Source organism: Ruegeria sp. CF2, assembly GCF_056537385.1.
Genome location: NZ_JBQFRL010000004.1, coordinates 68,014 through 92,752 on the forward strand (window position 1 = coordinate 68,014; position 24,739 = coordinate 92,752).

Genomic DNA, 24,739 nt, shown 5'->3' on the forward strand with positions numbered 1-24,739 from the left:
CTTGCAACCGGAATGAGTGCAGTAATGAGTAAAGCGCAGTGAACAATCGATGAGGCTCGGATTGAGCGATACCGATACGCAGGTTTTGCGCCGCCGATGGGTCTTCGGGCTCATCGGCTTCGGCGTTTTGTTGGGTCTGGTCGCGGTGGCGTGGTTGTCGGCGCAGGTGTTTACCGATTTCAACGACCGGCGAGCGGCGCCTTCGGACAATGTCCAATGGACGCTGTCGCAGGTCGAGGTCGACTATCTGTCATACCTGAACGCTCTGGAAACCGCGTCGGCGGCGCAGGAAGCGCAAAATGGCACGTTGGATCTGGTGCGCCGGCGGTTCGATCTGTTTTACAGCCGTGTCGATACACTGGCCCAATCACGCGTATTCCAGCCGTTGCGTCAGGATGACCGGTTCCGCCTGCCGTTGGAGCGGGTGACCCGGCACCTGAACGCCGCGATCCCCTTGATCGACGCGCCGGATGCCGAGCTGTCCGAAAAACTGGACGATCTGAAACGCGCCGCCCTTGAGATCGGTCCGCATGTCCGCACGTTGGCCGTTTCGGGCATCTCGTATTTTGCCACCGAGTCGGACCAGCAGCGCATCCAGACGGCGGCAAACCTGCTGCGGTTGGCGATTCTGTCGGGGGCCTTGCTTCTGACCCTGGGCGCCGTCAGCGCCTATCTTCTGGTGGTCAACCGACGCGCCACGCGGCGCGGCCGGGCCCTGCGGCAGGCGAATGAACGGATGAACACGATCCTCTCCACCTCGTTGGACGGGGTGATCGTGGTCGATGCCAAGGGCGACGTGATCGAGTTCAACCCTGCCGCCGAGGCAATATTCGGCTATGCGGCGGATCAGGCCCGGGGGCGCTCGATCGGTGACCTGATCGTGCCGCCGCATCTGCGTGAGGCACATCGCGCCGGCATGGTGCGCATGCAGTCTGGCGGGGAACGCCATGTCGTCGGCAAAGGCCGTGTCCAGTTGGAGGCGATGCGCGCGGATGGCGAGCAGTTCCCGGTCGAACTGGCGCTGCAGTCGGCCCGGGCGGGCGATCAGGAAATCGTCATCGGCTTTGTCCGCGACATCTCGCAGCAGGTGGCGGCGCAGCAGGAACTGATCCATGCCCGCGACCAGGCCCTTGCCGGCGAAAAGGCCAAGGCCGATTTCCTGACCGTGATGAGCCACGAGATCCGCACGCCGCTGAACGGGCTGCTGGGCAACCTCACGCTGTTGAAAAACACCCGCACGTCGCGAGAACAGGCACGGTTTGTCGAGAACATGGAAATCTCGGGCCAGATCCTCCTTAACCACGTCGATACCGTTCTGGACATCGCCCGGTTCGAGGCCGGGAAACTGTCGGTGGCGTTGCAGCCCTCGAACCTGAACGACATCCTGCAAGAGATTGTGGACGGTCAAAGCGGCAACGCTGCCTCGCGTGGGAACTCCATCTCGTGGCAATGGGTGGGCGAGGCGCGCCCCTGTGTTGCCGCCGATGCCCAAAGGTTGCGGCAGATTCTTCTGAACCTTGTGGGCAATGCCATCAAGTTCACCGAAAACGGCCGGATCTCGATCGAGGTCGAAGTAACCGAGCCTGGCCCAACGGCCGGCGTCAACATCTTTGAATTCCGCATCATCGACACGGGTATCGGTATCGGCCCTGATGAGGTCGACGTCATCTTTGCCGATTTTCACACCAGCGATCCAAGCATCGGTCGGGCCACCGGGGGCACCGGTCTGGGCCTGGGCATCGCACGTCGGTTTGCTCGGGCCATGGGCGGCGAGATCGGCGTTGAAAGCACACCCGGCGAGGGCAGCGTGTTCTGGGTTCGTCTGCCGCTGCAGGACGCGGAATTGGACGCCAACGTTGACAGCGACCAGCCAGAGGTTCAGCACGCCCAGCCGTTGGACGTGCTGGTGGTGGAAGACAACGAGATCAACCGCGAGGTGATCTGCAACATGCTGAAACTGGACGGTCACCGGGTGACGGTTGCCAAGAACGGCCAACTGGGCGTGGACGCAGCGGCAGCGCATCGGTTCGACGTGATCCTGATGGATATCAGCATGCCGGTCATGGACGGCCCGACGGCCACGCGCCAAATCCGCAGCGGGGGCGGGCCTTCGGCGGAGATACCGATCATTGCCGTTTCGGCCAACGTGCTGCCAGATGCGGTCGACGCGTTCCGCGCCGCCGGGATGACGGCCTTTGTCGGCAAGCCGATTGCCCTGGATGCCTTGCGCAAGGCCTTGTCGGTGGTCACCGGCCCCGGAGATTCGACCCGGTCCGAGGACGAAACGGATCATATCGGCGATCTGCGCGCCAGCCTCGGCGCCGACGTCTTTGACCGGTTGCTTGCCAAATACCTGTCCGAAGGGGATGCCGTCGTCGCTCAGCTTGCCCAGTTGGAGGCCGGTGAAGCAGATCTGGACCAGGTCGCGCAGGAGTGTCACAGGCTGGCGGGAAGCGCGGCGACCTTTGGTGCGATGGGGTTCCGCGATGCGCTGATTGCGATCGAGATGGCCGCAAAATCAGCAGAACGTCAGCAGGTCGCCCTTCTGTTGAACGGTCTGCCCGAGGTTTGGGAGCGGGCAAAGGCTGCGTTGCCCGCCCCCGGTGCGATCAAGGGATGAGCAGCGCGGCGGCCCCGACGATGCCCAGCGACCGGGCGATTTCGGTCACTCCGGTGACCTTGCTGTCGTAACAGGCCACGGCATCACCTGGCAGAACATAGGGGTCGAAGTCGTCACGGTCTCCGCGCCGCAGCAGCTTTTCGATATTGCGCTCGATCACGACCGAGGATCCGGTCACTGGGTTGCGCGTGAACAACACTGCGCTGCGGTTGGCGTTTGTCGTCTTCGACCCGCCGACGCAGTTGCTGTCGACCACGGCCTGCAGGAAACGGGTGCCATAAGGCACTTCACGCACGTCGCGCCCGATGGCGGATTCTGCATTGCCCGCGGCCGGTTGGGTCAGGTTCGACATGTATAGCGTCACGCCGGGCGGGCTGATCGGGCTGGGGCGCATCAGCGCGTCCTGGAAGCAGCCGCGGCTGTTGACCACGATCTGGTCGCCGGTCAGCAGCATGATGTCGGTCGGGTCCGATCCTTCGAACACGCCGCGCAGATCCATGCGATAGATGCGCCCCTGGCGGTGCAGTTCGACCGCTGACAGATCGGCATCCGGCCGCACCCCGCCCGCGGCCCGCAGCGCCACCGACAGGTTGCGCCCCTCGGTCGAGGCCCCCAGCGCGCCCTGGCGCCGACGGTCAAGGGAATCGCCCGGAACGCCGCCGATCTCGACCGAGTGCGGCTCGAACACCGCGCCGCGGACACCCACTGTCACCGAGGCGAAATCGCTGACCCGTACGGTCACGCGGGGTTCGATGTCATAGAACTGGGCCGCAACCAGAACGCGGGCCACCTCTTGTTCGACCTGCTCGGTGGTGCGGCCCTGGGCGCGCACGGGCGGCAGGTAGGGCAGCTTGAGGTCTCCGTCACGTGAGACGACATAAGCGTCGCTCAGCAGGTCGTCCCCTTCGATGGTGATCTGGACCATGTCGTTGCGCGACAGTTTCTCGCCCAGCAAGGGGCTGAGCGCCGGTTGCGACCATTTCGCATAGGCATTTGCGCCCTGATCGCCGGCCTGCGGCATGCAGGTCTGGCCGTTCATCGCGGCGGCCTGCAGCAATTGCGTATCGCCCCGCCGACGACCGGGTTCGCGATATTGCGCCTGATAACTTTCGCCGCGCGATACGGCTTCGATGTTGCGCGGGGTCTGCATGCTGCTGCACCCCAGCAGGGTCGAGGCGCTGACGGCCGTAATAAGGAAGGTCTTGAAATTCATGGTCATTTTCATCTCCTGATCTGTCACAGAAGATAAACCGCGCCGCGCGCCCTGCGTCAGTCCGGCATCGGGATGGCGGTTTGTCCCATTCGGATAGGTCCCTCTCCGAACGGTCCCCTGCCCCGTCCGACCGCGTCCGGGACACAGACCCTGGCCACCCGTACAACAGAACCAACAACTGTTTTTCGGGATAACGGCGTCATGACGCACAGCTTTGCACGATCAGGCTTCCTACAGCATCTTTTGGCCTACACCGCCTCCGAAGTGGCGGCCAAGGCGTCGCGCCTGGTCGTCGTGGTGGCCGTTGCCCGTACCCTCAGCCCCGAAGCGATCGGTCTGGCAGCAGCAGCTCTGGCGGCGGGCGACATACTCAAGGCGCTGACCGAGAATGGGGTGAACCAGCGTATCATTCAGGCTCCGTCCGAGGAGTTGGCGCGGCGGTGCAACACGGCGCACCGCATCTTCTGGGTCTGGTGCGCGGGGCTGTGCCTGCTGCAACTGGCGGTCGCGGCGGCGCTGTTCATCATGGGCCACACCATGCTGGCGATGCTGCTGGCGGTGCTGGCCGGGGAATACCTGTTCATGCCGGGGGGCCTGGTTCAGGCCGCACTGGCAATGCGCGAGGGCAAGCTGCAGCAGACCGCCGCGATCGCCGGCGGGCAAGTCGTGGGGGCCAACGCCCTGACGGCGCTGCTGGCGGTGGTCTGGGCTTCGCCCCTGGCGCTGGTCCTTCCGCGCCTGCTGACTGCACCTGTCTGGCTGGTGCTGATGCGCCGCCTGCGTCGGTGGTCGCCTGATCGTCAGGCCGGGTTTGCAGCCTTGAAACCTTTCGTGGTCTACGGCTGGGCCGTTCTGGGCGTCGAACTGGTCAAGGTTCTGCGCCTGCAGGCAGACAAGCTGGTGGTGGGCGCGATGATGGGCGCAGAGGCGCTTGGCATCTATTTCATGGCTTTCAATGCGGGGCTTGGGCTGGCCACTTCGTTCACGCAAGCCTTCTCGGTCGTTCTGTTCCCGCATCTGTGCGCGGCCGCGGACAAGAACGGAGCGCTGCGCCACGGGCTGGGGCTGTCGCTGCTGATCCTGACGCCGCTGGTTTTGCTGCAGGCGGCATTGGCCCCGGTCTATGTGCCGCTGCTTCTGGGACAGGGCTGGGCCGAGATCGCCCCGGTGGTGTCGGTTCTGTGCCTGGCGGCCCTGCCGACGGTGATCTGGTCGGCGGTCGCCGGATGGCTGCGGTCGGAAAACCGCCCCGTCACGGAATTGCGGGTCAGCACGGTTCTGGCCGTGGGCCTGATCGCCAACACGGCCCTGATGGCGCCGCTGGGCTTGATGCCCGTCGCCGTCGGGTATGTCTGCACCTGCAGCGCCATCATGCTGACCGCATCTTGGGCGCTGCTGCCGCGGGGTTCTGCAATCACTCAGGAGGCACGCGCCCAATGACCCGGTTTTCCATCATCGTTCCCTTCCACAATGACGCGGCAACTATTGTCGCCACCCTGAACAGCCTACTTGGGCAGAGCTTTTCGGATTTCGAACTCATCTGCGTGGGCGACAAGCCCTCGCGCCAGACGACCGAAGTTGTCCGGCAATTCTGCGCGCGGGACACCCGGGTGCGGGTTGAGGCCAATCCTAATCGCGGTCCCAGCTCTGCGCGCAACCATGGTGCGGCAGTGGCCTCGGGCGACATCCTCGCGTTCTGCGACGCGGATGACCTGTGGGTCACCCACAAGCTGGCCCAACTGGACCGGTTGTTTGCGGATACCAGCATTGATGCGGCCTTTGGCCAGATCGGGTTCATTTCCGAAACCCCCGGCGATTGTCCGACGCGCTCGACGGTTCCCACCGATCCCCTGACCATTCCGGACCTGCTGGCGGAAAATGCGGTGTGCACGATGTCGAACCTTGCAGTGCGCCGCCAGGTGTTCGCTGCCGTCGGCGGGTTGAACCCGGCAGCGGTCCACAACGAAGATCTCGAGCTGCTGATCCGCTTGGCGGGCGAAGGCCACGTGATCACCGGGGTTGATCGCCTGCAGGTCTGGTACCGGACCAGCGGCAGCGGTCTGTCTTCGGACCTCGAGGCGATGCGGGCCGGGCGCGCACGGGCGGTTGCAACGGCGGCCCGGTATGGCGTTGCACCGTCGCCCGCATCTGAGGCGATCTACATGCGGTATCTGGCCCGGCGTGCGCTGCGTCTGGGGGCAGAACCGTCGATGGCCCGCGCCTATGCCCGCGCCGGGCTGGCGCTGAGTGCACGCAGCTTTCTCAACCCAATCCGTCGCGGTGTGCCCACTGCACTTGGCGCGGCACTGGCCTCCGCCCTGCCGCGCCCGATCCGTCAGGCGCTGTTTGCCCGCTGATCCCAACCAGGAGACCCTAAATGCCCCAGTCATCCATCATCGTTCCCGCCTACAACACCGCCGCGACCCTGGCGGAGACTCTGGCCTCGCTTCTGTCGCAGACCCTTGATGATTTCGAAATCATCATCGTGGATGACGGCTCGCAGGACGAAACCCCCGCCATTGCCCGCGCCCATGCGACCGACCCAAAAGTGCGGGTGATCCGGCAGGAAAACCGCGGCCTCGCTGGGGCGCGCAATACCGGCATCGCGGCCGCGCGGGGAGAGTTCGTCGGCTTCTGCGACGCCGACGATTTGTGGCTGCCCGAAAAGCTGGCCACCCATGTGCGCCACCTACAGGCAGAACCCGACGTTGCGATCAGCTATTCCGGCAGTGCCATGATTGACGAGGGTGGTCGGTTGATGCGCGTCCGCCAGTCGCCGCGCCTGCGGGACGTGACGGCGGCACATGTCCTGAAACGCAACCCGATCGGCAATGGATCTGCAGCGGTGATGCGCAAATCCGCCTTGCTCGATCTGGCCTACCGACCGGCGTTCGAAACCAAGCGCGACTGGGTCTTTGACGAAACCTTTCGCCAGTCCGAGGACATCGAATGCTGGCTGCGGCTGATGCTGACGACGGATTGGCAAATCGGAGGCGTACCGGGGTTGCTGACCCGCTACCGAATCCATGCGACCGGCCTGTCGGCGGCCTTGGACCGGCAGTTGCAGGCGTGGGAGCGGATGGTTGACAAGCTGCGTCCGCTGAACCCCGAATTCTTTGCCCGGCACGAGGCGGCGGCGCGCGCCTATCAGCTGCGCTATCTTGCCCGCCGCGCGGTCAGCAATCTGGATGCGCACAAGGCCTGGGAGCTTGCGCAGCGGTCGGTTTCAACCAGCGCCCTGCCCGTGATCGAAGAACCCGCCAAAACGTTGACCACCATCATCGCGGCCGCAGCCCTGCGCGCGGTCGGGCCAGCGCCTGTTGTTCAAGCCGGTCGCCTCATGCGCCGCCAGACTTCCATCTGAACCGAGGTTTCCAAATGTCCAAGATCACCGTTCTTCACCTTGTTGATGACACCACGGCCGGTGGGGTCATGCGTATGCTCGACCATCTTGCGCAGCTGCCCGAACTGGCCGACGAAGTCCACCAAGAGGTTCGCCCGGTCAAGCGGACCGCCTTCAGCTGGGGCAGTTTCGACGCCGATGTCATTGTGTGCCACATCGCCCCCGGCTGGCGTTGCCTGCCGGCGTTCTCGGCCCTGCGGGCGATGCATCCCACCACGCGGCTGGTGCATGTCGAACACAGCTATACCCGGTCTTTCACCGCCTTGAACGTGCCGCACAAGCGGCGGTTCTTTGCGATGCTGCGCGTGACCTATTCGTTGTTCGATCAGGTTATCGCCGTCAGCAAGGCGCAGGCCGGCTGGATGGCCGAACGTCGATTGGCCCCCGCATCCAAGCTGAGCGTGATCTCGCCGCAGGTTGACCTGAGCGCAGTTGCGCGCGCAGCCGGGCCGGTCGAGGCGGCCCGGGTCATCGGTGCGATCGGACGGCTCGAGCCGCAGAAAGGCTTCGATCTGCTGATCGAAGGGTTTCGCATGTGCCCCAACCCCGATGCGCGGCTTGTGATCTTTGGCGAAGGCAGCCAGCGCGACCGCCTTGCAGCCTTGGCCGCAGGAGACCGGCGGATCGAGTTTCGGGGCCACGCCGACGACCCGGCCGAAGCCTATCGGGTCGTGGACGTGGTGGCGATGCCCTCGCGATGGGAGGCCTACGGGCTGGTGGCGGATGAGGCGCGCGCGGCGCGGCGTCCGGTCATCGTCAGCATGGTCGACGGTCTGCGTGACCGGATCGGGGCAAACGGCGTGATCCCGTGCGGGTCCGATCCCAAGGCGTGGCGCAAATCGATCGAGGCGATTCTGGCGGGTACGCCTCCGGTGGTTCCCGTCCTGGCGCCCAAGGCTGATAGATCCCGCTATGCACAGCGGTGGCAGCAGGTGTTCGACCCGGCCAAACGGTTGTGAGGGCGGCGTGGCCACGGCTACGGCAAGGGGCGCCACAAGAACCAGCGGCAATGTCCGGGCGGGTTTTGCGTGTGCGTGTTGGCCAGGCGACCAAAGGGCTCGAAGCCCGAAGCCTGATAGAACCGTGTGGCGGCCGGGTTGGATGTGTCCAGCCACGCAGAATGACACCCGCGTCGGCGCGCCTCGTCAAAGGCGTGGTCCAGCAACTGCCGACCCAAACCGCGGCGTCGATGGGCCGGGTCGATCCATAAGGTCTTGATCAGCAGCCACCCATAGGAGGTGGCGCCATGCAGGCCGCCAACCCGGCCCGCACCGTCCTGTGCAATCAGCGTGATGCTGGCATTGACCCCTTGCGGCGCGGTTGTCCGCAATTCCGCAAGAAGGGCTTGCTCGACCCAGTCCGCCTGACCGGGGGCGGAAAGAATGGACGGCCCCGCCATCGGTCAGGCCCATGCCCGTTGCGTGGGGACCGGTGCCGCGCCGCTCATGCCGGGGTGGTTTCCGCGTTCAGGATCTCGATCACCATCGCGGCCGTCCAGGTAAAGCTGCTGCCGCCGCAGGGTTCGGCAGTGACTGGGTCGTAATACTCGGCAAAGCCGCTTTGCTCGATCAGGCGCAGGCTGTCGTCGACGATCCGCTGCACGATCCGGGTCTGGCCCGCGCGTTTCAGCCCGTCGGCGATCATGTAGTTCACGATCAGCCAGACCGGCCCGCGCCAGTACCTCAGTCCGTCGAATTCAGAGGCCGCCGGGTCATGGCTGGGCACCAGATACGGGACTGCGGCACCGATGGCGTCCAACCGCTGGGCGATGGCCTGCGCACGGTGCTCGGGGATGGGACAGAAGGCCGCCAACAAGCCGCCGATCGAGGGGCTGTCGATCAACGCTCCGGTGGCCCGGTCAAAGCACAGATATTGCCCGCGGGCCTCACTCCACAGGGCGTCCATCGCCGCGATGCCCGCCTGCGCAAAGGCGCGCGAAGCGCTGGCGATCTCGGCCTCGCCCAGATCGTCGGCCAGCGCAGCAAGGTCAAGGCACGAGCGGATCAGGATCGCGTTGAATCCCGGGTCCAAGACCCGGAACGGCGAGGCGTCATGCAGCCTGGAATTGTCCCAGCCAAGGCCGCGGAAATGTTGCACCAGCCAGATATAGCGGCGGTATTCTTCATCGGTCGGCCTGTGCGCCGGGTTGGCATGGGCTACGTCGCGACGCTGGAACGGGGCCACGCCTTCGGTCGGGACCCGGGCCAGCGCCTCGTCCCAATCGACCGAGTTGTCGCGCCCGGATTCCCACGGGTGGATGATGGCGACCAGACCGGTGCCCTGCGGGTCGCGGTTCGTGTAGAACCATTGATGCCAGGCGTGGATCTTGGGCAGCAGGGCGCGGGCCTGCGCATCAGCCAGCGCCCGGTTTTTCGCCCGCGCATGGATCCGCCGCACGGCGAACCCGGCCACCGCCGGCTGCGTGATGCCCGAGGTGGGAACCGCGCGGCTCGTGGCCCAGACATCCGGCCCCGGGAAATAGCCGTCATTCATCTCGTGGAAGATGATATGCGGCACCATGCCGTCATCCCACTGATGCCGGAACAAGGTCTCGATCTCGCGCCAAGCGCGGGCCTCGTCGAAATGCGAGAATCCAAGGGCGCTGAGCGCGCTGTCCCAGTTCCACTGGAACGGATAGAGGCCGTGGGTGGGCACCGTGTAGTCGCCCCGGTCGTTTCGGGCCAGAACGGCGCGGGCCTGTTCGATCAGATCCTGTTTCATTGCGCGCTCCTCAGGCCACGGCCAGGGTTGTTTCGGGGTCGAACCAGCGCACCCGGTCGGGCTGCGGGGCCAGGGTCAGGGTGTCGCCGCGGCGGACGGTCAGATCACTGTCCAGAACCGCGCGGAACAAGGCGCCGTCCACGCTGCAGGTGACAAGCAGATGCGCGCCCAGGGGCTCGACCACTTTGACTGTGGCGGCCAGGCCCGTATCGGCCGGGCGCAGATCCTCGGGGCGGATGGCGAAATGCAACGGCGTGGTTCGGGACGGCCCGTCGAGGATCCGGCCCGCGACGGTCCATTTGCCGTCTCCGGACGGGGTGGCGGGCAGGAAGTTCATCGGCGGATTGCCGATGAACCCGGCCACGAACTCGGCCGCCGGGTTGCGGTAGACCTCGATCGGCGAGGCCGCCTGAACGATCTTGCCCTGATGCATCACGCTGATCCGGTCGGCCATGCTCATGGCTTCGACCTGGTCGTGGGTGACGTAGATGGCGGTGGTATTGCTTTCGGCCAGAACGCCCTTGAGCTCAGCCCGCATCTCCATCCGCAGCAGTGCGTCCAGGTTCGACAACGGCTCGTCCATCAGGATCACGTCCGGCTCCATCGCCAGGGCGCGGGCTACGGCGACGCGCTGGCGTTGACCGCCGGACAGCTCGCCGGAATAGCGCCCCAGCAGCTGGTCGATATGCATCAGGCCCGCCGTGCGCTCGACCCGGCGCTTGACCTCGTCATTGGGCAGTTTCTGCATCCGCAGGCCGAACCCAATGTTTTCGAACACGGTCAGATGCGGGAATACGGCATAGTTCTGGAACACCATGGCGATGCCTCGATCCTTGGGCGGCAGGTGATCCACCCGGCGCCCGCCGATCCAGACCTCGCCCTCGGTCGCGGTCTCCAGCCCGGCGATGATCCGCAGCAGCGTGGTCTTGCCGCAACCCGAGGCCCCCAGCAGAACCATGAATTCCTGGTCCTGGATGGTCAGGTTGATGTCGTGCAGCGCTTGATAGCTGCCAAAGCGTTTCGCGACATTCTTGATTTGAATTTCTGCCATTATTCCAACTCCTTGGGGCTGTCAGCGGTTGGCGATGCCCCACATGGCGAACAGGTATTTGCGCACGGCGAAGATGAAGATCAGCGCCGGCACGACCAGGATGAAACCGCCCGCGAACTTCAGATGCAGCGGCGAGGTGTCGAGGTTCTGCAGCAAAAAGGCCGTCAGGGTCCGGTTCTCGATCGTCAGAACGGCGGCGGCGAACACCTCGTTCCACGAGATCACGAAGGCGAAGATGGCCGAGGCCGTGATCCCCGGCAGGATCAGCGGCAGCACCACCTTGGTGAAGGCGGTCAGCCGGGTGCAGCCCAGCGTCCAGGCGGCCTCTTCCAGTTCCAGCGGGATGCCGGAAAACAGCGAGAACGTGATCAGCACTGCGAACGGGATCGCCAGCGTGGTGTGCACCAGCGACAGGCCGAATACCGTGTCATCCAGCCCGGTCTGGATGAACATCACCGCCAAGGGCAGCGCCAGCAGCGGCAGCGGAAAGGCCCGGGTCAGCAGGATCAGCAGGCGGAACGCCTCTTTCCCGCGAAAGTCGAAACGCGACAGGGCATAGCCCGCCGGCGCGCCGATCAGGATCGACATGATCATCGTCAGTCCCGCCACCAGGATCGAGTTCTTGAGTGCGGTCAGGATGCCCGCGAAACCGGCAAAGAACCCGAGGCTGCCCAAGTCGAATTCAGGGATGAAGGGCTTGGGAAAGCTGTTCACCGTTTCCGGCGAAGACAGCGTGTTGATCAGAAGGAAATACAGTGGCACCAGCACCCAGGCGCACAGCAGCACCACCGCGGCGATGTAGACATAGCGTCCGGCCCGGCGCGTATCGGGCGCGGCGACATCGGTCGTGACGGTCGTCATATCGTGGCTCCTTTCGGGACACGCAGGGCGCGCAAGATGATCAGGGTGAACCCGATCGAGATGGCGAGGATGATCAGCGCCATCGCCGCCGCTGCGCCGCTGTCAAGCAGGTCGAATTGATAGGCGTAGGTTTCACTCATGAGGACGGGGAACAGGGTTCCTCCCAGGGCCAGCACCACGGCGAAAACCTCGAAGGCCAGGATCACGCGCAGCACCAGTGCCGTCTGCAGCGACGGGCGCAACAGCGGCAGCGTGATGCGGGTGAAGCGTTTCCAGGGCGAGGCGCCGAAGACCTCGGCCGCCTCATAATATTCCTTGGGGATCAGGCCGATCCCGGCCACTAGGATTACCAGCATGATCGCCGTGGCGCGCCAGATCTCGGCCAAGGCGATGGCCAAGAACACCACGCCGGGGTGCTGATAGCTGAGGAAATTCACCGGCCGGTCCACCACGCCCAGCCCAGAAAGCATGGAGTTCAGGAAGCCCGACTGTTCGAAGATCGCCAGCCAGATGATGCCCGCGGCCAGATCCGAGATACCCAGAGGGATGGTCCAGACATACAGCACCAGGTCGCGCCCGCGCTGCATCTTGTTGACCATCGTGGCCATCAGCAGCGCCAGCGCCAGTTGCACCGGAACCACCGCCGCCGCCAGCAGCAGCGTATTCTGCAGCGAGATCGGGAATTTCCAGTACCCGACCACCTGCCGGAAATTGTCCAGCGTGAATCCGTCGCCGGTGTTGAAAGCCTGCTTGGCGACCAGGACGAAAGGATACAGAAAAAACAGGCACAGAAACGCCGTCACAGGCAGGATCAGCACATAGGGCAACACACGAGCGTTCATCTGATCGCTCCTTTCCTTGCGGAAGTTCCGGTGGTTTCGGGCAGTGAGTTCGGGGGGGAGACACCGGGCCTGCATCAGGCCCGGTGCTAGGATCAGGTCAGACCCTTATTCGACAGGGCACGGACCGTCCGAGGGTGCATCCGGAGCCCAGCAGGGCGCGCCGGTCTCCTGCATGATCGCCTCCAACGCGCCTTTCTGATCGTCCAGCACGGTGCGGATTTCCTGACCGCCCAGTACGATCCGCTCGAACGCATCGGTATAAACACGGTTGAATTCACCGCCCTTGTCGCCCAGTCCCGCGGGCAGCAGCCCGGGGTTGGCATCAGCCGAGCCACTCATCTTGGCGACCGCGTCGCCTGCGGCCTTGACGGCCGGCGGCAGGTCGGCGGGCAGGTCAACAGCGACGACCGGGAAGAAGTTGGTGGCACGCAGCGTGGCGATCTGGGTTTCCGGCTTCATCATGTAGGCGACCAGAGCTTTGGACGCTTCCATGTCCGGTGCGGTTTTGGGGATCGCAACACCAGCCAGAACCGGCATGAAGCCGCGCCCGGTCGGACCCGCCGGGGCCGGGAAGGCCACGAAGTCATCAGGCCGCTCGTTGAAGGCCTGCGCCAGACGCGAGGTGTGGTCGAAAACGATCCAGGCGTCGCCCGACAACAGCTGTTCCTGCATGAACGAGAAGTTGGTCGAGGCCGGGTTGGTATGCGTCCACAGCTCGCGGAATTTTTCCCACGCGGTCACGGCATCGTCGCTGGCAAAGGTCCGCACCACGCCGTTCGTATAGGACGGATACAGATAACCCTGGAAGAAGCGGTGCTTCAGGCCCTTGGGCCCGGCCGGAAAGCCGAATTTCGGCTCGCCCGCTGCCTCATGGGCGTTGGCGGCCCATTCGATCAGCTGGTCATAGGTCAGCGCATTGATGTCGGCACCTTCGGGCAAGTACTGCAGCGCTTCTTTGTTGGCCGCCATGATATAGCTGGCCTGCATCCAGGGAATGTATTGCAGGCTGCCTGCCCCAAGCGTCGCCAGCTCGTTGAACGTGTCCGAGGCCGAGGCGACTCCCAGATCATCCAGGTCGACCAGATCGTCGGGGTTCATGGCCGAGAAATCGCCGTGCAGCGCGCCCAGAACGCCGATCGTGCCCGAGCCGGCCTGCAATTCGGCTTGCAGACGCGTCAGCCAGGGGCCGCCGTCATTGGGCTGGTAGTCCACGCCACCCTCGAAGCCTGAAAGAACCTGTTCGCGCATGGCCTGCGCCTCTTCGACCGGCTTGGCCTGTGTCGACCAGAACAGAACCTCGGCCTGCGCCACGTTTGTGACCAGGGCCAGAACAAGGCCGGATGCGGCACCGACCAGCTTGGATTGAATTGACATGGACTCCTCCCAGAGTTTCGATTGGGCCTTTTGCCCGTTCTGCCCGGTGGGGTCGGTTTGCTGTGCTTGTCGTGCGGCGACTCACCCCAGGCGATGGCATTAGCATGGTATAACGATATATCTTCCGTCAATGAATATTTTCCAATCGGTTGGCCCGAACTTTAGTAAGTTGTGGGAATTGCTCGTTGCAATGCCCTAGTGAGTTGGGCATTTTGATGATGCAACGATATATCAGAAGTCCGAGAAATGCCCGCCAAACCCACCCTCGCCAGTGTCGCCAAAGCCGCCGGAGTCTCGATCCCGACGGTCAGCCAGGTGATGCGCGGCACTGGGCGGATTTCCGAGCAGACCCGTAAGAAAGTGCTGCAGGCGGCCGAGGCCTTGCACTATGTCACGGACTCGCGGGCGGCGTCGATGCGATCAGGCGAGAACCGGGAAATCGGATTCGTTCTGAACCAGTTCGCAAACCCGTTCAATGCCGAAGTCGTCAGCGGCGCGGTCGAGTTGCTGGAGGCCGAGGGGTATCTGGTTTCGATCTTGGACACGCGCGACGACGCGGACCGGCAGGGCAAGCAATTGCGGGATTTCATCCGCAACGGGCGCGGCGGCCTGCTGTGGGTTCCCGCACTGGAGACCACGGCGGAAACCCTTCAACTCTTGCGCACGCATGGTTTGCCCACGGTGACCTTTCTGCGCCATGTCAGCCCTGATTTTGATCATGTGGGCATCAGAAATGCCGAAGCGACCGCGACCGCGACCAATCACCTGGCGGAACTGGGGCACAGGCACATCGCATTCTTCGGCGGCATCGGCATGAACCCCGTTCGAAAGCAGCGCATAGCCGGGTATGAGCGTACGCTGCAGGACTTGTCTTTGGGGCCGCCGATCATCTGGCCCTCACCTGACACCAAGCGTGCGGGTATGCAGGAGATGCTGAAATTGCACGACGCCCATCCGGAGGTCACGGCGGTGGTCTGCAATGGCGACATGGTCGCTTTGGGGGCGTGTTTCGGCCTGATGCGGGCTGGGTTGCAGCCGGGGCGGGATGTTTCGATTGTTGGATTTGACGATACCGAGGATGCCTCGGTCGCAATTCCCGCGCTCAGTACCATGGCGGTTTCGCCAAAGCGGTTGGGCCGCAAGCTCGCACGTACTCTGCTGGACAGGATAAAAGACCCTGACATGCCGGTAATCGTGTCCGAAGTTTCAGCCCGGTTCATCGCACGGGAAACCACGGGGCCGCTGCAGAAGGACCGCTGACGAGTCAGGCGCGCGTATCCGGCAAGGTCTCACTCCACTTCCGCAGCTCGTCCAGAAAACCCAGCGCGGTGCGTCCACGGTCGGTCACGGAGTACTGCACCGAAACCGGTGAGGTTTCGAGCACTTGGCGGTGCACCAGGCCCTGTTGCTCCAATTGGCGCAAGCGTTCGGCGATCATCTTTTTGCTGGCGCCACCGATCATCCGGGCCAAGTCATTGAATCGTACCGGCTCGTCTTTGAGATGCCACAGGATCGACCCGGTCCACTTGCCACCAATGATCCGCATGCCGCGCTCGATGGGGCATGGTTCGCTGCACGCATCCACTGCTTGCCGCTTGCCTTGGTCGTCCTGTTCGATACGGGCACGCATCACCTTCTCCAGTCCAGTCACAGGTTACAAAAAGTAAACTGGTTGCAATTCATCACTACTGTTCTCAAGTTCGGTTTCACCCCGACCGAAGTCAAGGGGCAAGCAGTTTCAAAACCAAGGATATGGACATGAGCAAGATCCTGATCGTGAACGGTACGCAGCCTTATGAATTCGCACCTGGCCGCCTGAATGCGTCGCTGGTGCAATGGGCGCAGGACGCGCTGACCGGCATGGGCCACGAGGTGCGCGTGACGACGGTTGCCGAAGGATACGACATCAATACCGAGATCGACGCCCATGTCTGGGCGGATGTGGTCATCATGCAGTTTCCGGTGAACTGGATGGGTGTTCCGTGGGTGTTCAAGAAATACATCGACGAGGTCTACACCGCGGGCATGGACGGCCGGTTGCTGGCCGGCGACGGTCGGACCGCCGACGCGCCCAAGGCAAATTACGGCACTGGTGGCCTGCTGCACGGAACGAAATACATGCTGTCGGTCACCTTCAACGCCCCGCGCGAGGCGTTCGACAACCCGGCCGAGCCGTTCTTTGCCGGGGCCAGCGTCGATGACCTGTTGTGGCCCATGCACCTGAACGCCAAGTTTCTGGCGATGCAGCCCCTGCCCACCTTCGCGGCTTTCGACGTGATGAAGAACCCCCGGATCGATCAGGATTTCCAGCGGTTCGACGCACATCTGAAACAGCATTTCGAGGAGATCGCGCATGTCGCAGCCTGACATTCACCTCTACACCGCGGCCACGATGAATGGCTACAAACCGGTGATTTTCCTGGAAGAGGCAGGCGTACCCTACGACCTTACCCCAATCGACTTCTCCAAACAGGAACAAAAGACGCCGGATTTCTTGTCGCTGAACCCCAACGGCAAGATCCCGGTGATCGAGGACCGGGCCGAAGGCCGCGCGATTTTCGAAAGCGGCGCGATCCTGTGGCACCTCGCGCAGAAATACGGTCAGTTCCTGCCCTCAGATCCGGTGCAGCAGTCCGAGGTGATGCAGTGGATGCTGTTCCAGGTCGGGCATGTGGGTCCGATGATGGGCCAGGCCATGTATTTCCAGCACATTGCTGCACCCAATGGCCATACCGAACCGTTCTCGATCCGCCGCTACGTGGATGAAAGCCGCCGCCTTATGGAGGTGATGAATGATCGCTTGAATGGGCGCGACTGGATCGCGGCGGGGCAATACACGATCGCGGATATGATGCTGTTCCCTTGGGCGCGGGCCTATGTCTGGGCGCGGGTTCAGGTCGATGACCTTCCGCATCTGAACGCATGGTTCGACCGCATCGATGCCCGCCCCGCAGTGCAGAAGGCGCTGACCATTCCCAAGGCCAATCCCCAGTTCTGGGATGCCTCGGCTGATGCCAGCGCCTTTGCGCGGGAGAACGCCGCGCGGTTTGCCGGTGACGTGAAAAAGGACTGAGGCCGCGGCCCGGGCTCCCTAGCCCGGGCCCGCACCACAGCACCTTGGGCGCCGCACCGCCCGCGCGCAGGTCGATGGCCGGGAGGACGCTTTACTCGGGTGTCAAAAGCGGTCAGTCTGAACCATCGGCGCGCTGGGTGATCCCCTCGGGCCGCGCTGTCACATCATTGTCGTCATAAACGTTCAGATGATGCGTCGACCAATTTATTTCGAGAGGTGCCTCATGACCCTATCCAGCAAATTCGCGATGTCGCGGCGTCAATTCCTGGCCACCACCACGGCCGGCGTCGCCATGGTTTCCCTGCACCCGTTTTCTGCCGCCGCCGCAAGCAACCAGGCGCATCTGCGGATCATGGAAACGACCGACATTCACGTTCACGTCTTTCCCTACGACTACTATGCCGACAAGCCGCGCGATACGGTGGGCCTGTCACGCGCGGCCTCGATCATCAACGAGATCCGGGCCGAGGCCACAAACTCGATGCTGGTCGACAATGGCGACTTTCTTCAGGGCAACCCGATGGGCGACTACATCGCCTACGAGCGTGGCATGAACGACGGCGATACCCACCCGATCATCAACGCGTTCAACACGTTGGGCTATGATGCCGCGACGCTGGGCAACCACGAGTTCAACTATGGCCTGAGCTTTCTGGAAAAATCGCTGGCCGGGGCGCAGTTCCCGATCGTGCTGGCCAATATTGCCAAGGAACAGGGCGCCAATCCGCGCGCGGACAAGACGCTGGTGCAGCCCTATGTCATCCTCGACCGCGAGATCGAGTTGGGAGACGGCAGCAAGCAGCCGATCCGCATCGGCGTCATAGGCTTCACCCCGCCGCAGATCATGAACTGGGACCGCCGCCACCTGGAAGGCAACGTGCAGGCCCGCGACATCGTCGAGACCGCCAAAGCCTACGTGCCCGAGATGAAAGAGCAAGGCTGCGATCTGATCCTGGCCCTGTCGCATTCGGGCATCGGCGCGGCCGATCACGCGGACGGGATGGAGAACGCCTCGGTCCCGCTGGCCGGGGTCGATGGCATCGACGCGCTTGTGACTGGGCACAACCACCTGGTCTTCCCCTCGCCCACTTTCGCCGACCGCGCGGGCGTTGACGTGGACAAGGGCACGCTGATGGGCAAGCCGGCCGTCATGGGCGGGTTCTGGGGGTCGCATCTGGGCGTGCTCGACCTGCTGCTGGAACGCGACGGCAACGAATGGCGCGTGGTCACCACCACCTCCGAGGCACGGCCGATCTCGAAGCGCAACGAAGATCGCTCGATCACCGCGCTGGTCGAGGACGACCCCAAGGTGCTGGCCTCGGTCGCGCAGGATCACGAGGAAACGCTGGCCTATGTGCGCCGCGCGGTGGGCAAGACCTCGGCGCCGCTGCACAGCTATTTCGCGCTGGTGGCCGATGATCCGTCGGTCCAGATCGTGTCTATCGCGCAGAAATGGTATGTCGAGGAGATGCTGAAAGGCACCGAACATGAGGGCCTGCCGATCCTGTCGGCCGCGGCGCCGTTCAAGGCCGGTGGCCGGGGTGGCCCGGAATACTATACCGACGTGCCGGTGGGCGATGTGGCGATCAAGAACGTGGCCGACCTTTATCTCTATCCCAACACCGTGCGCGCGGTGCTGGTGAACGGCGCGCAATTGCGCGGCTGGCTGGAGCGTTCGGCCGGGATGTTCAACCAGATCGAGCCGGGCGCCAAGGATGCGCTGCTGCTGAACCCCGAATTCCCGTCCTACAATTTCGACGTGATCGACGGTGTGACCTATCAGATCGACCTGTCTCAGCCCTCGCGCTTTGGCCCGAAGGGCGAAGAGGTCAACCCTGATGCGGCGCGCATCGTGAACCTGCAGTTCAACGGTGCCCCGGTGACCGACGACATGGAGTTCATCATCGCCACCAACAACTACCGCGCTTCGGGCGGCGGATCGTTCCCGGGCGCGATGGGCGACACCATCGTGTTCGAGGCCCCCGACACCAACCGCGACGTGATCGTGCGCTATATCGTCGAGCAAGGCACGATCGACCCCAAGGCCGACGGCAACTGGTCCTTCGCACCGCTGGGCGACACCACGGTTCTGTTCGAAACCGGTCCCAAGGCGCGCGATTACATCAGCGACGTCAAAGGTTTGGCGCTGGAAGACGCAGGCGACGGGGCCGACGGTTTCGCGGCCTTCCGCATCACGCTCTGACCGGCGACAGACACCGGATCGGGCGGCCAATCTGGCCGCCCTTTTCTCTTGGTTTGTGGCTGAAGGCCGGATTATCACACGCATTGGCGGGATGCTTATTTTTCAGGCGATAGGGGAAAAAATGCTCAGAAATAGGGCGAACGAGTTTTCTCAACCAACTGCCTCTGCCGTGCTGCACTGACACCAGGAAAAGGCTGTGGTGCTTTCGCATCCGACAGTCCTTTTGCCCGGAGCTTCCGATAACCTCTTTGTCCGCAATAACTGCCGCGCAAGCGATCGCCACGCCCCCCCGTGCTGTCGGGCGGGGTGTTGTGTCCGTGGTTGGCCGCGCGGGCCGGACCGAGTTGCGGGACCTGCGCCAGCAGGGGTCGCTGAAGCTGCTGTTTCCTCGGCGCGATGGCGCTGACATGCAGGCCGTTCTGGTCAATACCGCCGGCGGCGTCACCGGCGGAGACAGTTTTGACCTTTCCGCCACCGCTCTGGCAGATGCACATCTGACCCTGACCACGCAGGCGGCCGAGCGGGCTTATCGCGCGTCCGGAGCAATTCCGGGCCGGATTCGGACGCACCTGACTGTGGAGGCAGGCGGCCAGTTGAACTGGCTACCGCAGGAAACGATCCTGTTCGACGGTTGCGCGATCGACCGCCGTCTGCGTGTCGATCTGGCCCCCGATGCCGGCCTGCTGCTGGTGGAATCGCTGATCTTCGGACGCGCCGCAATGGGCGAGCAGGTCACATCGGCCCACTTCCAAGACCGCCTCGAAATCTGGCGCGCGGGCCGGGTAGCCCATCTGGACGCGCTGCGTCTGACCGGTGATCTGGCGGCGGAAATGGCCCGGCCGGGCGTTGGCGACGGCGCCGGCGCACTCAGCAGCCTGATACTGATCCGGCCGGATGCCGCCGCGCATCTGGACCCGATCCGCGCGGCCTTGCCTGACACCGGCGGCGTTAGCCTTGTGGGTGAGGACATGCTGTTGATGCGCCTGCTGGCGCCCGACGGTTTCGCGCTGCGCCAGACCCTTGTGCCGATCCTGAACCGGCTGACCCGCAACTCCCTGCCAAGACCCTGGATGATCTGACATGCAACTCTCGCCGCGTGAAAAAGACAAACTGCTGATCGCCATGGCCGCCGAGGTGGCGCGCAAACGCCTGGCCCGGGGCGTGCGCCTGAACTACCCCGAGGCCATCGCGCTGATCACCGATGCAGTGGTGGAGGGCGCCCGCGACGGCCGCTCGGTCGCCGACATGATGGAGGCCGGCGCACAGGTCATCACCCGCGAACAGTGCATGGACGGCATCCCCGAGATGATCCACGAGGTGCAGGTCGAGGCGACGTTCCCCGACGGCACCAAGCTGGTCACCGTCCACAACCCCATCCGCTGAAGGAGATGACGATGAAACACCTGGCTTCCCTGCCCTTCGCCCTGATGGCCGCGCCCGCGCTGGCGCATGACGGGCCGCACCTGCACCCGCATGAAGCCGGCACCTGGCTGGTGCTGGTCTTGCTGCTGGCGATCGGCGGCGTCGCGATCTGGCTGAAGGCGCGCAAATGATCCCCGGAGAGGTCATCCCCGCCCCCGGCGAGATCGAGCTGAACGCGGGCGCGGCGGCGATCACACTGATGGTGGCCAATACCGGCGACCGGCCCGTGCAGGTGGGCTCGCACTATCATTTCGCCGAAACCAATCCGGCGCTGGACTTCGACCGGGCCGCCGCCCGCGGCATGCGGCTGGACATCGCCGCCGGAACCGCCGTGCGGTTCGAACCCGGTCAGCGGCGCGAGGTGCAGCTGATCCCGATCGCCGGTGCGCGGCGTGTCTTCGGGTTCAACGGCGCAGTCATGGGAGACCTCTGATGCCAGCCCGGATCAAACGTTCCGACTATGCCGCCATGTACGGCCCTACCACGGGCGACAAGGTGCGGCTGGCTGATACCGACCTGATCGTCGAGGTCGAACGCGACCTGACCACCTATGGCGAAGAGGTCAAGTTCGGCGGCGGCAAGGTGATCCGCGACGGCATGGGTCAGTCTCAGGCTACCCGCGCCGAAGGGGCGGTGGACACCGTCATCACCAATGCGCTGATCGTTGACTGGACGGGCATCTACAAGGCGGATGTGGGCCTCAAGGATGGGCGCATCGCCCGGATCGGCAAGGCGGGCAACCCCGACACGCAGCCCGGCGTGGATATCATCGTCGGCCCCGGCACCGAGGCCATCGCGGGCGAGGGCCGCATCCTGACCGCCGGCGGGTTCGACAGCCACATCCATTTTATCTGCCCGCAACAGATCGAGGATGCTCTGCACTCCGGCCTGACCACCATGCTGGGCGGCGGCACCGGCCCGGCGCATGGCACGCTGGCCACCACCTGCACGCCCGGCCCCTGGCATATCGGGCGCATGCTGCAGGCGGCCGATGCCTTTCCGATGAACCTGGCCTTTGCGGGCAAGGGCAACGCCTCGCAACCGGCGGCCCTGCGCGAACAGGTCCTGGCCGGGGCCTGCGCCCTGAAACTGCACGAGGACTGGGGCACCACCCCGGCGGCCATCGATTGCTGCCTGACGGTGGCCGACGAGATGGACGTGCAGGTGATGATCCACACCGACACGCTGAACGAAAGCGGCTTTGTCGAAAACACCGTGGCCGCCATGAAAGGCCGCACGATCCACGCCTTCCATACCGAGGGCGCGGGCGGCGGCCACGCGCCCGACATCATCAAGATCTGCGGCGAAGCGCATGTGCTGCCATCGTCGACCAACCCGACCCGGCCTTTTACCGTGAACACGGTCGAAGAGCATCTGGACATGCTGATGGTCTGCCATCACCTCGACAAATCCATCCCCGAGGACGTGGCCTTTGCCGAAAGCCGCATCCGGCGCGAGACAATCGCGGCCGAGGACATTCTGCACGACATGGGCGCCTTCAGCATCATCGCCTCCGACAGCCAGGCGATGGGCCGCGTGGGAGAAGTGCTGATCCGCACCTGGCAGACCGCCGACAAGATGAAGAAACAACGCGGGCGCCTGCCGGAGGAAACAGGCGAAAACGACAATTTCCGCGTGCGCCGTTATATCGCGAAATACACGATCAACCCGGCCATTGCGCACGGGCTTGGCACCCATATCGGCAGCATCGAGGAGGGCAAACGCGCCGATCTGGTGCTGTGGAGCCCCGCTTTTTTCGGCGTGAAGCCCGAGATGGTGCTGTTGGGCGGCACCATCGCCTGTGCGCAGATGGGCGACCCGAACGCCTCGATCCCCACGCCGCAGCCGGTCTATTCGCGGCCGATGTGGGGGGCCTATGGCCGCTCGGTCGAACAGGGCGCGGTGACCTTCGTGTCGGAAGCCGCGCAGGAGGACGGCATCGCGGCGCGTCTGGGCCTGGCCAAGCAGACCGTAGCCGTGCGCAACACACGCGCGATCGGCAAGCGCGACCTGCGGCTGAACGATGCCCTGCCCGAGATCGAGGTGAACCCCGAAACCTACGAGGTGCGCGCCGACGGTGAATTGCTGACCTGCCAGCCCGCAGAAACCCTGCCCATGGCACAACGCTATTTCCTGTTCTGAGAAGGGACGCTCTGATGCTTGCCACATCACAGAAAATCCGCCGCAACGGTCAGTGGGACGAAACCCATGGTACCGTGACGCTGAACTACGAAGACCGCTTTCTGCGCCGCCGGATGCTGCGCACCGCCCAGAACGAGGAGTTCCTGGTGGATCTGTCGCAGACGACCTCGCTGGATGGAGGAGACGCATTCGAACTGGCCGATGGCCGCCTGATCGAGGTGGTCGCCGCCGAAGAGGACCTGTTCGCCGTCACCGGCCCCGATCTGACCCGGCTGGCCTGGCATATCGGTAACCGCCACACCCCCTGCCAGATCGAGCCCGGACGGCTGGTAATCCGTCGCGACCATGTGATCCGCGACATGCTGCTGAAGCTTGGCGCGACGGTCCAGGACATCCGCGCACCCTTCAACCCCGAAGGCGGCGCCTATGGGCACGGACGGACGCATGGCCACAGCCACTGACCTTGATCTACTGACGCTGACGCAATGGCTGTCACCCGCCTACCCGGTCGGGTCTTTTGCCTATTCGCACGGGCTGGAACGTCTGGTTCAATCGGGCGCGGTGCACGATGCGGCCAGCCTGCGGGACTGGCTGCATGATGTGCTGGAACACGGTGCCGGATGGTCGGATGCCCTGTTTCTGACCGCCGCTTGGCGCGCCAAATCCGAGCTGGCCGTGGCCGAACTTGACGATATGGCCCGCGCCTTCGCCGGCCCCTTCGAGCGCAGATTCGAGACTGCGCAACAGGGCGCGGCCTTCTGCGGTGTGACGGCTGCAGTTTGGGGCATCGAACTGACGGAACTGACCTACCCCATCGCCATCGGCTGTGCTGCGCGCCACGCCGGTTTGCCGGTGGAGCCGACCGCGCGACTGTATCTGCATGCGTTCATCAGCAATCTTGTTTCGGCCGCGCAGCGGCTGATGCCCTTGGGCCAGACCGCTGCGCAAGGGGTCGTCCGGGACATGGCGACCTTGTGCGCAAATCGGGCGCACGCAGCGGTGCAGGCCGATCTGTCGGCCCTGTCCGGCACCGCCTTTCTGGCCGAGATCGCGGCCATGCAACATGAAACCCAACAACCAAGGATTTTCCGCACATGAGCAGCATGAACGGCCCTCTGCGGGTGGGCATCGGCGGCCCGGTCGGTGCGGGCAAGACCAGCCTGACCGCCGCCCTCGCCCGCGCGCTGCGCGACACCCATTCGATCGGGGTGATCACCAATGACATCTACACGCAGGAAGACGCCGAGGCGCTGATGCGCATGCAGATCCTGCCGCAGGACCGGGTGATCGGCGTGGAAACCGGAGGCTGCCCGCATACGGCGATCCGAGAGGATGCCTCGATCAATCTGGCCGCCGTGGCCGAGATGGTGCGCCGTCACCCCGAGGTCGAGATCGTTCTGATCGAATCCGGCGGTGACAACCTGTCGGCCACCTTCAGCCCGGAACTGGCGGATGTGACGATCTACGTGATCGACGTGGCCGCGGGCGAAGAGATCCCGCGCAAGGGTGGCCCCGCGATCACCCGTTCAGACATCCTGATCATCAACAAGATCGACCTTGCCCCGCATGTCGGAGCGGACCTGTCGGTGATGCAGCGCGATGCGGCCCGGATGCGCGGCGACCGTCCTTTCGTATTTACCAACCTGCGGAGCGGCAGCGGAACGCGTGAGATCATTGACCTGTTGGACAAGATCGCCGGCATCGACGCCGGACGGCGTGCAACCGCGTAGGACCCACAACACGACTTTGGGCGTTCCCGGTTCCAGAATTTGGAACCTTGCGCCTGCAAGGCAATCCGATGTAACCGGACTCGA

Annotated in this window: 25 protein-coding genes; 17 read left to right on the forward strand and 8 right to left on the reverse strand. The window is 64.2% G+C overall.

Annotated features, from left to right (window positions below; genetic code table 11):
- Nucleotides 1–61 precede the first annotated feature (61 nt).
- Nucleotides 62–2,620 carry a hybrid sensor histidine kinase/response regulator gene (locus tag ACR0IR_RS15955; RefSeq protein ID WP_170365788.1) on the forward strand — a complete coding sequence of 853 codons (2,559 nt, stop codon included), beginning with the start codon at nucleotides 62–64 and terminating at the stop codon, nucleotides 2,618–2,620.
- Here ACR0IR_RS15955 and ACR0IR_RS15960 read toward each other — a convergent pair.
- A complete protein-coding gene (locus ACR0IR_RS15960; RefSeq protein ID WP_170365790.1) occupies nucleotides 2,610–3,839 on the reverse strand; it encodes a polysaccharide biosynthesis/export family protein in 1,230 nt (409 codons plus the stop codon). The genes ACR0IR_RS15955 and ACR0IR_RS15960 overlap by 11 nt on opposite strands.
- Before the next feature lie 195 nt (nucleotides 3,840–4,034).
- Here ACR0IR_RS15960 and ACR0IR_RS15965 point away from each other — a divergent pair, with 195 nt between their 5' ends.
- The 4 genes from ACR0IR_RS15965 to ACR0IR_RS15980 are packed head-to-tail and all read left to right on the forward strand — an operon-like array spanning nucleotide 4,035 to nucleotide 8,195.
- Nucleotides 4,035–5,273 (forward strand): oligosaccharide flippase family protein, encoded by a 1,239-nt coding sequence (locus ACR0IR_RS15965; protein ID WP_170365792.1) that lies wholly within the window; start codon nucleotides 4,035–4,037, stop codon nucleotides 5,271–5,273.
- A complete protein-coding gene (locus tag ACR0IR_RS15970) occupies nucleotides 5,270–6,190 on the forward strand; it encodes a glycosyltransferase family 2 protein (RefSeq protein ID WP_170365794.1) in 921 nt (306 codons plus the stop codon). The genes ACR0IR_RS15965 and ACR0IR_RS15970 overlap by 4 nt, the downstream gene beginning before the upstream one ends.
- Nucleotides 6,191–6,210: 20 nt before the next feature.
- A complete protein-coding gene (locus tag ACR0IR_RS15975; RefSeq protein ID WP_170365796.1) occupies nucleotides 6,211–7,197 on the forward strand; it encodes a glycosyltransferase family 2 protein in 987 nt (328 codons plus the stop codon).
- A 14-nt stretch (nucleotides 7,198–7,211) separates the two neighbouring features.
- A complete protein-coding gene (locus ACR0IR_RS15980) occupies nucleotides 7,212–8,195 on the forward strand; it encodes a glycosyltransferase family 4 protein (RefSeq protein WP_170365798.1) in 984 nt (327 codons plus the stop codon).
- 17 nt (nucleotides 8,196–8,212) lie between these two features.
- On the opposite strand, the gene ACR0IR_RS15985 is transcribed toward ACR0IR_RS15980, so the two are convergent.
- The 6 genes from ACR0IR_RS15985 to ACR0IR_RS16010 all read right to left on the reverse strand — a co-directional run bounded on the left by ACR0IR_RS15985 (nucleotide 8,213) and on the right by ACR0IR_RS16010 (nucleotide 14,085).
- On the reverse strand, nucleotides 8,213–8,635 hold the full coding sequence (locus tag ACR0IR_RS15985) for a GNAT family N-acetyltransferase (protein WP_170365799.1): 423 nt from the start codon (nucleotides 8,633–8,635) through the stop codon (nucleotides 8,213–8,215).
- 44 nt (nucleotides 8,636–8,679) lie between these two features.
- Complete coding sequence (locus ACR0IR_RS15990) at nucleotides 8,680–9,957, reverse strand: amylo-alpha-1,6-glucosidase (protein WP_170365800.1); 1,278 nt, start codon at nucleotides 9,955–9,957, stop codon at nucleotides 8,680–8,682.
- 10 nt (nucleotides 9,958–9,967) lie between these two features.
- Nucleotides 9,968–11,008: an ABC transporter ATP-binding protein gene (locus tag ACR0IR_RS15995; protein WP_170365802.1), complete on the reverse strand. Its 1,041-nt coding sequence runs from the start codon at nucleotides 11,006–11,008 to the stop codon at nucleotides 9,968–9,970.
- 21 nt (nucleotides 11,009–11,029) lie between these two features.
- Complete coding sequence (locus ACR0IR_RS16000) at nucleotides 11,030–11,869, reverse strand: carbohydrate ABC transporter permease (RefSeq protein WP_170341552.1); 840 nt, start codon at nucleotides 11,867–11,869, stop codon at nucleotides 11,030–11,032.
- Nucleotides 11,866–12,711 carry a carbohydrate ABC transporter permease gene (locus tag ACR0IR_RS16005; protein ID WP_170341551.1) on the reverse strand — a complete coding sequence of 282 codons (846 nt, stop codon included), beginning with the start codon at nucleotides 12,709–12,711 and terminating at the stop codon, nucleotides 11,866–11,868. Before ACR0IR_RS16005 ends, ACR0IR_RS16000 begins: the two co-directional genes overlap by 4 nt.
- Nucleotides 12,712–12,816: 105 nt before the next feature.
- Nucleotides 12,817–14,085, reverse strand: a complete 1,269-nt coding sequence (locus ACR0IR_RS16010; protein WP_170365803.1) for an ABC transporter substrate-binding protein — start codon at nucleotides 14,083–14,085, stop codon at nucleotides 12,817–12,819.
- Between the two features lie 246 nt (nucleotides 14,086–14,331).
- Between ACR0IR_RS16010 and ACR0IR_RS16015 the strand changes: the two genes are divergently transcribed.
- Nucleotides 14,332–15,345, forward strand: coding sequence for a LacI family DNA-binding transcriptional regulator (locus ACR0IR_RS16015; protein WP_170365805.1), 1,014 nt, complete (start codon nucleotides 14,332–14,334; stop codon nucleotides 15,343–15,345).
- Nucleotides 15,346–15,349: 4 nt separating this feature from the next.
- On the opposite strand, the gene ACR0IR_RS16020 is transcribed toward ACR0IR_RS16015, so the two are convergent.
- Nucleotides 15,350–15,715: a winged helix-turn-helix transcriptional regulator gene (locus ACR0IR_RS16020; RefSeq protein WP_170359492.1), complete on the reverse strand. Its 366-nt coding sequence runs from the start codon at nucleotides 15,713–15,715 to the stop codon at nucleotides 15,350–15,352.
- Between the two features lie 128 nt (nucleotides 15,716–15,843).
- On the opposite strand from ACR0IR_RS16020, the gene ACR0IR_RS16025 reads away from it, so the two are divergent.
- The 11 genes from ACR0IR_RS16025 (at nucleotide 15,844) to ureG (ending at nucleotide 24,655) form a co-directional block, all read left to right on the forward strand.
- A complete protein-coding gene (locus ACR0IR_RS16025; RefSeq protein ID WP_170365806.1) occupies nucleotides 15,844–16,452 on the forward strand; it encodes an NAD(P)H-dependent oxidoreductase in 609 nt (202 codons plus the stop codon).
- Nucleotides 16,439–17,158 carry a glutathione S-transferase family protein gene (locus tag ACR0IR_RS16030; protein WP_170365807.1) on the forward strand — a complete coding sequence of 240 codons (720 nt, stop codon included), beginning with the start codon at nucleotides 16,439–16,441 and terminating at the stop codon, nucleotides 17,156–17,158. The genes ACR0IR_RS16025 and ACR0IR_RS16030 overlap by 14 nt, the downstream gene beginning before the upstream one ends.
- Before the next feature lie 223 nt (nucleotides 17,159–17,381).
- Nucleotides 17,382–19,361: a bifunctional 2',3'-cyclic-nucleotide 2'-phosphodiesterase/3'-nucleotidase gene (locus tag ACR0IR_RS16035; RefSeq protein ID WP_480779141.1), complete on the forward strand. Its 1,980-nt coding sequence runs from the start codon at nucleotides 17,382–17,384 to the stop codon at nucleotides 19,359–19,361.
- 317 nt (nucleotides 19,362–19,678) lie between these two features.
- The gene (locus ACR0IR_RS16040) at nucleotides 19,679–20,440 is read left to right on the forward strand and encodes an urease accessory protein UreD (RefSeq protein ID WP_170366122.1); all 762 of its coding nucleotides are present in this window, start codon (nucleotides 19,679–19,681) and stop codon (nucleotides 20,438–20,440) included.
- Between the two features lies 1 nt (nucleotide 20,441).
- The gene (locus ACR0IR_RS16045; RefSeq protein WP_170365808.1) at nucleotides 20,442–20,744 is read left to right on the forward strand and encodes an urease subunit gamma; all 303 of its coding nucleotides are present in this window, start codon (nucleotides 20,442–20,444) and stop codon (nucleotides 20,742–20,744) included.
- A gap of 11 nt (nucleotides 20,745–20,755) precedes the next feature.
- Nucleotides 20,756–20,914: a hypothetical protein gene (locus ACR0IR_RS16050; RefSeq protein WP_170365810.1), complete on the forward strand. Its 159-nt coding sequence runs from the start codon at nucleotides 20,756–20,758 to the stop codon at nucleotides 20,912–20,914.
- Complete coding sequence (locus ACR0IR_RS16055) at nucleotides 20,911–21,216, forward strand: urease subunit beta (RefSeq protein WP_170365811.1); 306 nt, start codon at nucleotides 20,911–20,913, stop codon at nucleotides 21,214–21,216. Before ACR0IR_RS16050 ends, ACR0IR_RS16055 begins: the two co-directional genes overlap by 4 nt.
- Nucleotides 21,216–22,925 carry an urease subunit alpha gene (gene ureC / locus ACR0IR_RS16060; RefSeq protein ID WP_170365813.1) on the forward strand — a complete coding sequence of 570 codons (1,710 nt, stop codon included), beginning with the start codon at nucleotides 21,216–21,218 and terminating at the stop codon, nucleotides 22,923–22,925. Before ACR0IR_RS16055 ends, ureC begins: the two co-directional genes overlap by 1 nt.
- Nucleotides 22,926–22,939: 14 nt before the next feature.
- Nucleotides 22,940–23,386 carry an urease accessory protein UreE gene (locus tag ACR0IR_RS16065; RefSeq protein ID WP_170365814.1) on the forward strand — a complete coding sequence of 149 codons (447 nt, stop codon included), beginning with the start codon at nucleotides 22,940–22,942 and terminating at the stop codon, nucleotides 23,384–23,386.
- Nucleotides 23,370–24,023 carry an urease accessory protein UreF gene (locus tag ACR0IR_RS16070; RefSeq protein WP_254441596.1) on the forward strand — a complete coding sequence of 218 codons (654 nt, stop codon included), beginning with the start codon at nucleotides 23,370–23,372 and terminating at the stop codon, nucleotides 24,021–24,023. Before ACR0IR_RS16065 ends, ACR0IR_RS16070 begins: the two co-directional genes overlap by 17 nt.
- Nucleotides 24,020–24,655: an urease accessory protein UreG gene (gene ureG / locus ACR0IR_RS16075; protein ID WP_170365817.1), complete on the forward strand. Its 636-nt coding sequence runs from the start codon at nucleotides 24,020–24,022 to the stop codon at nucleotides 24,653–24,655. Before ACR0IR_RS16070 ends, ureG begins: the two co-directional genes overlap by 4 nt.
- Nucleotides 24,656–24,739 lie beyond the last annotated feature (84 nt).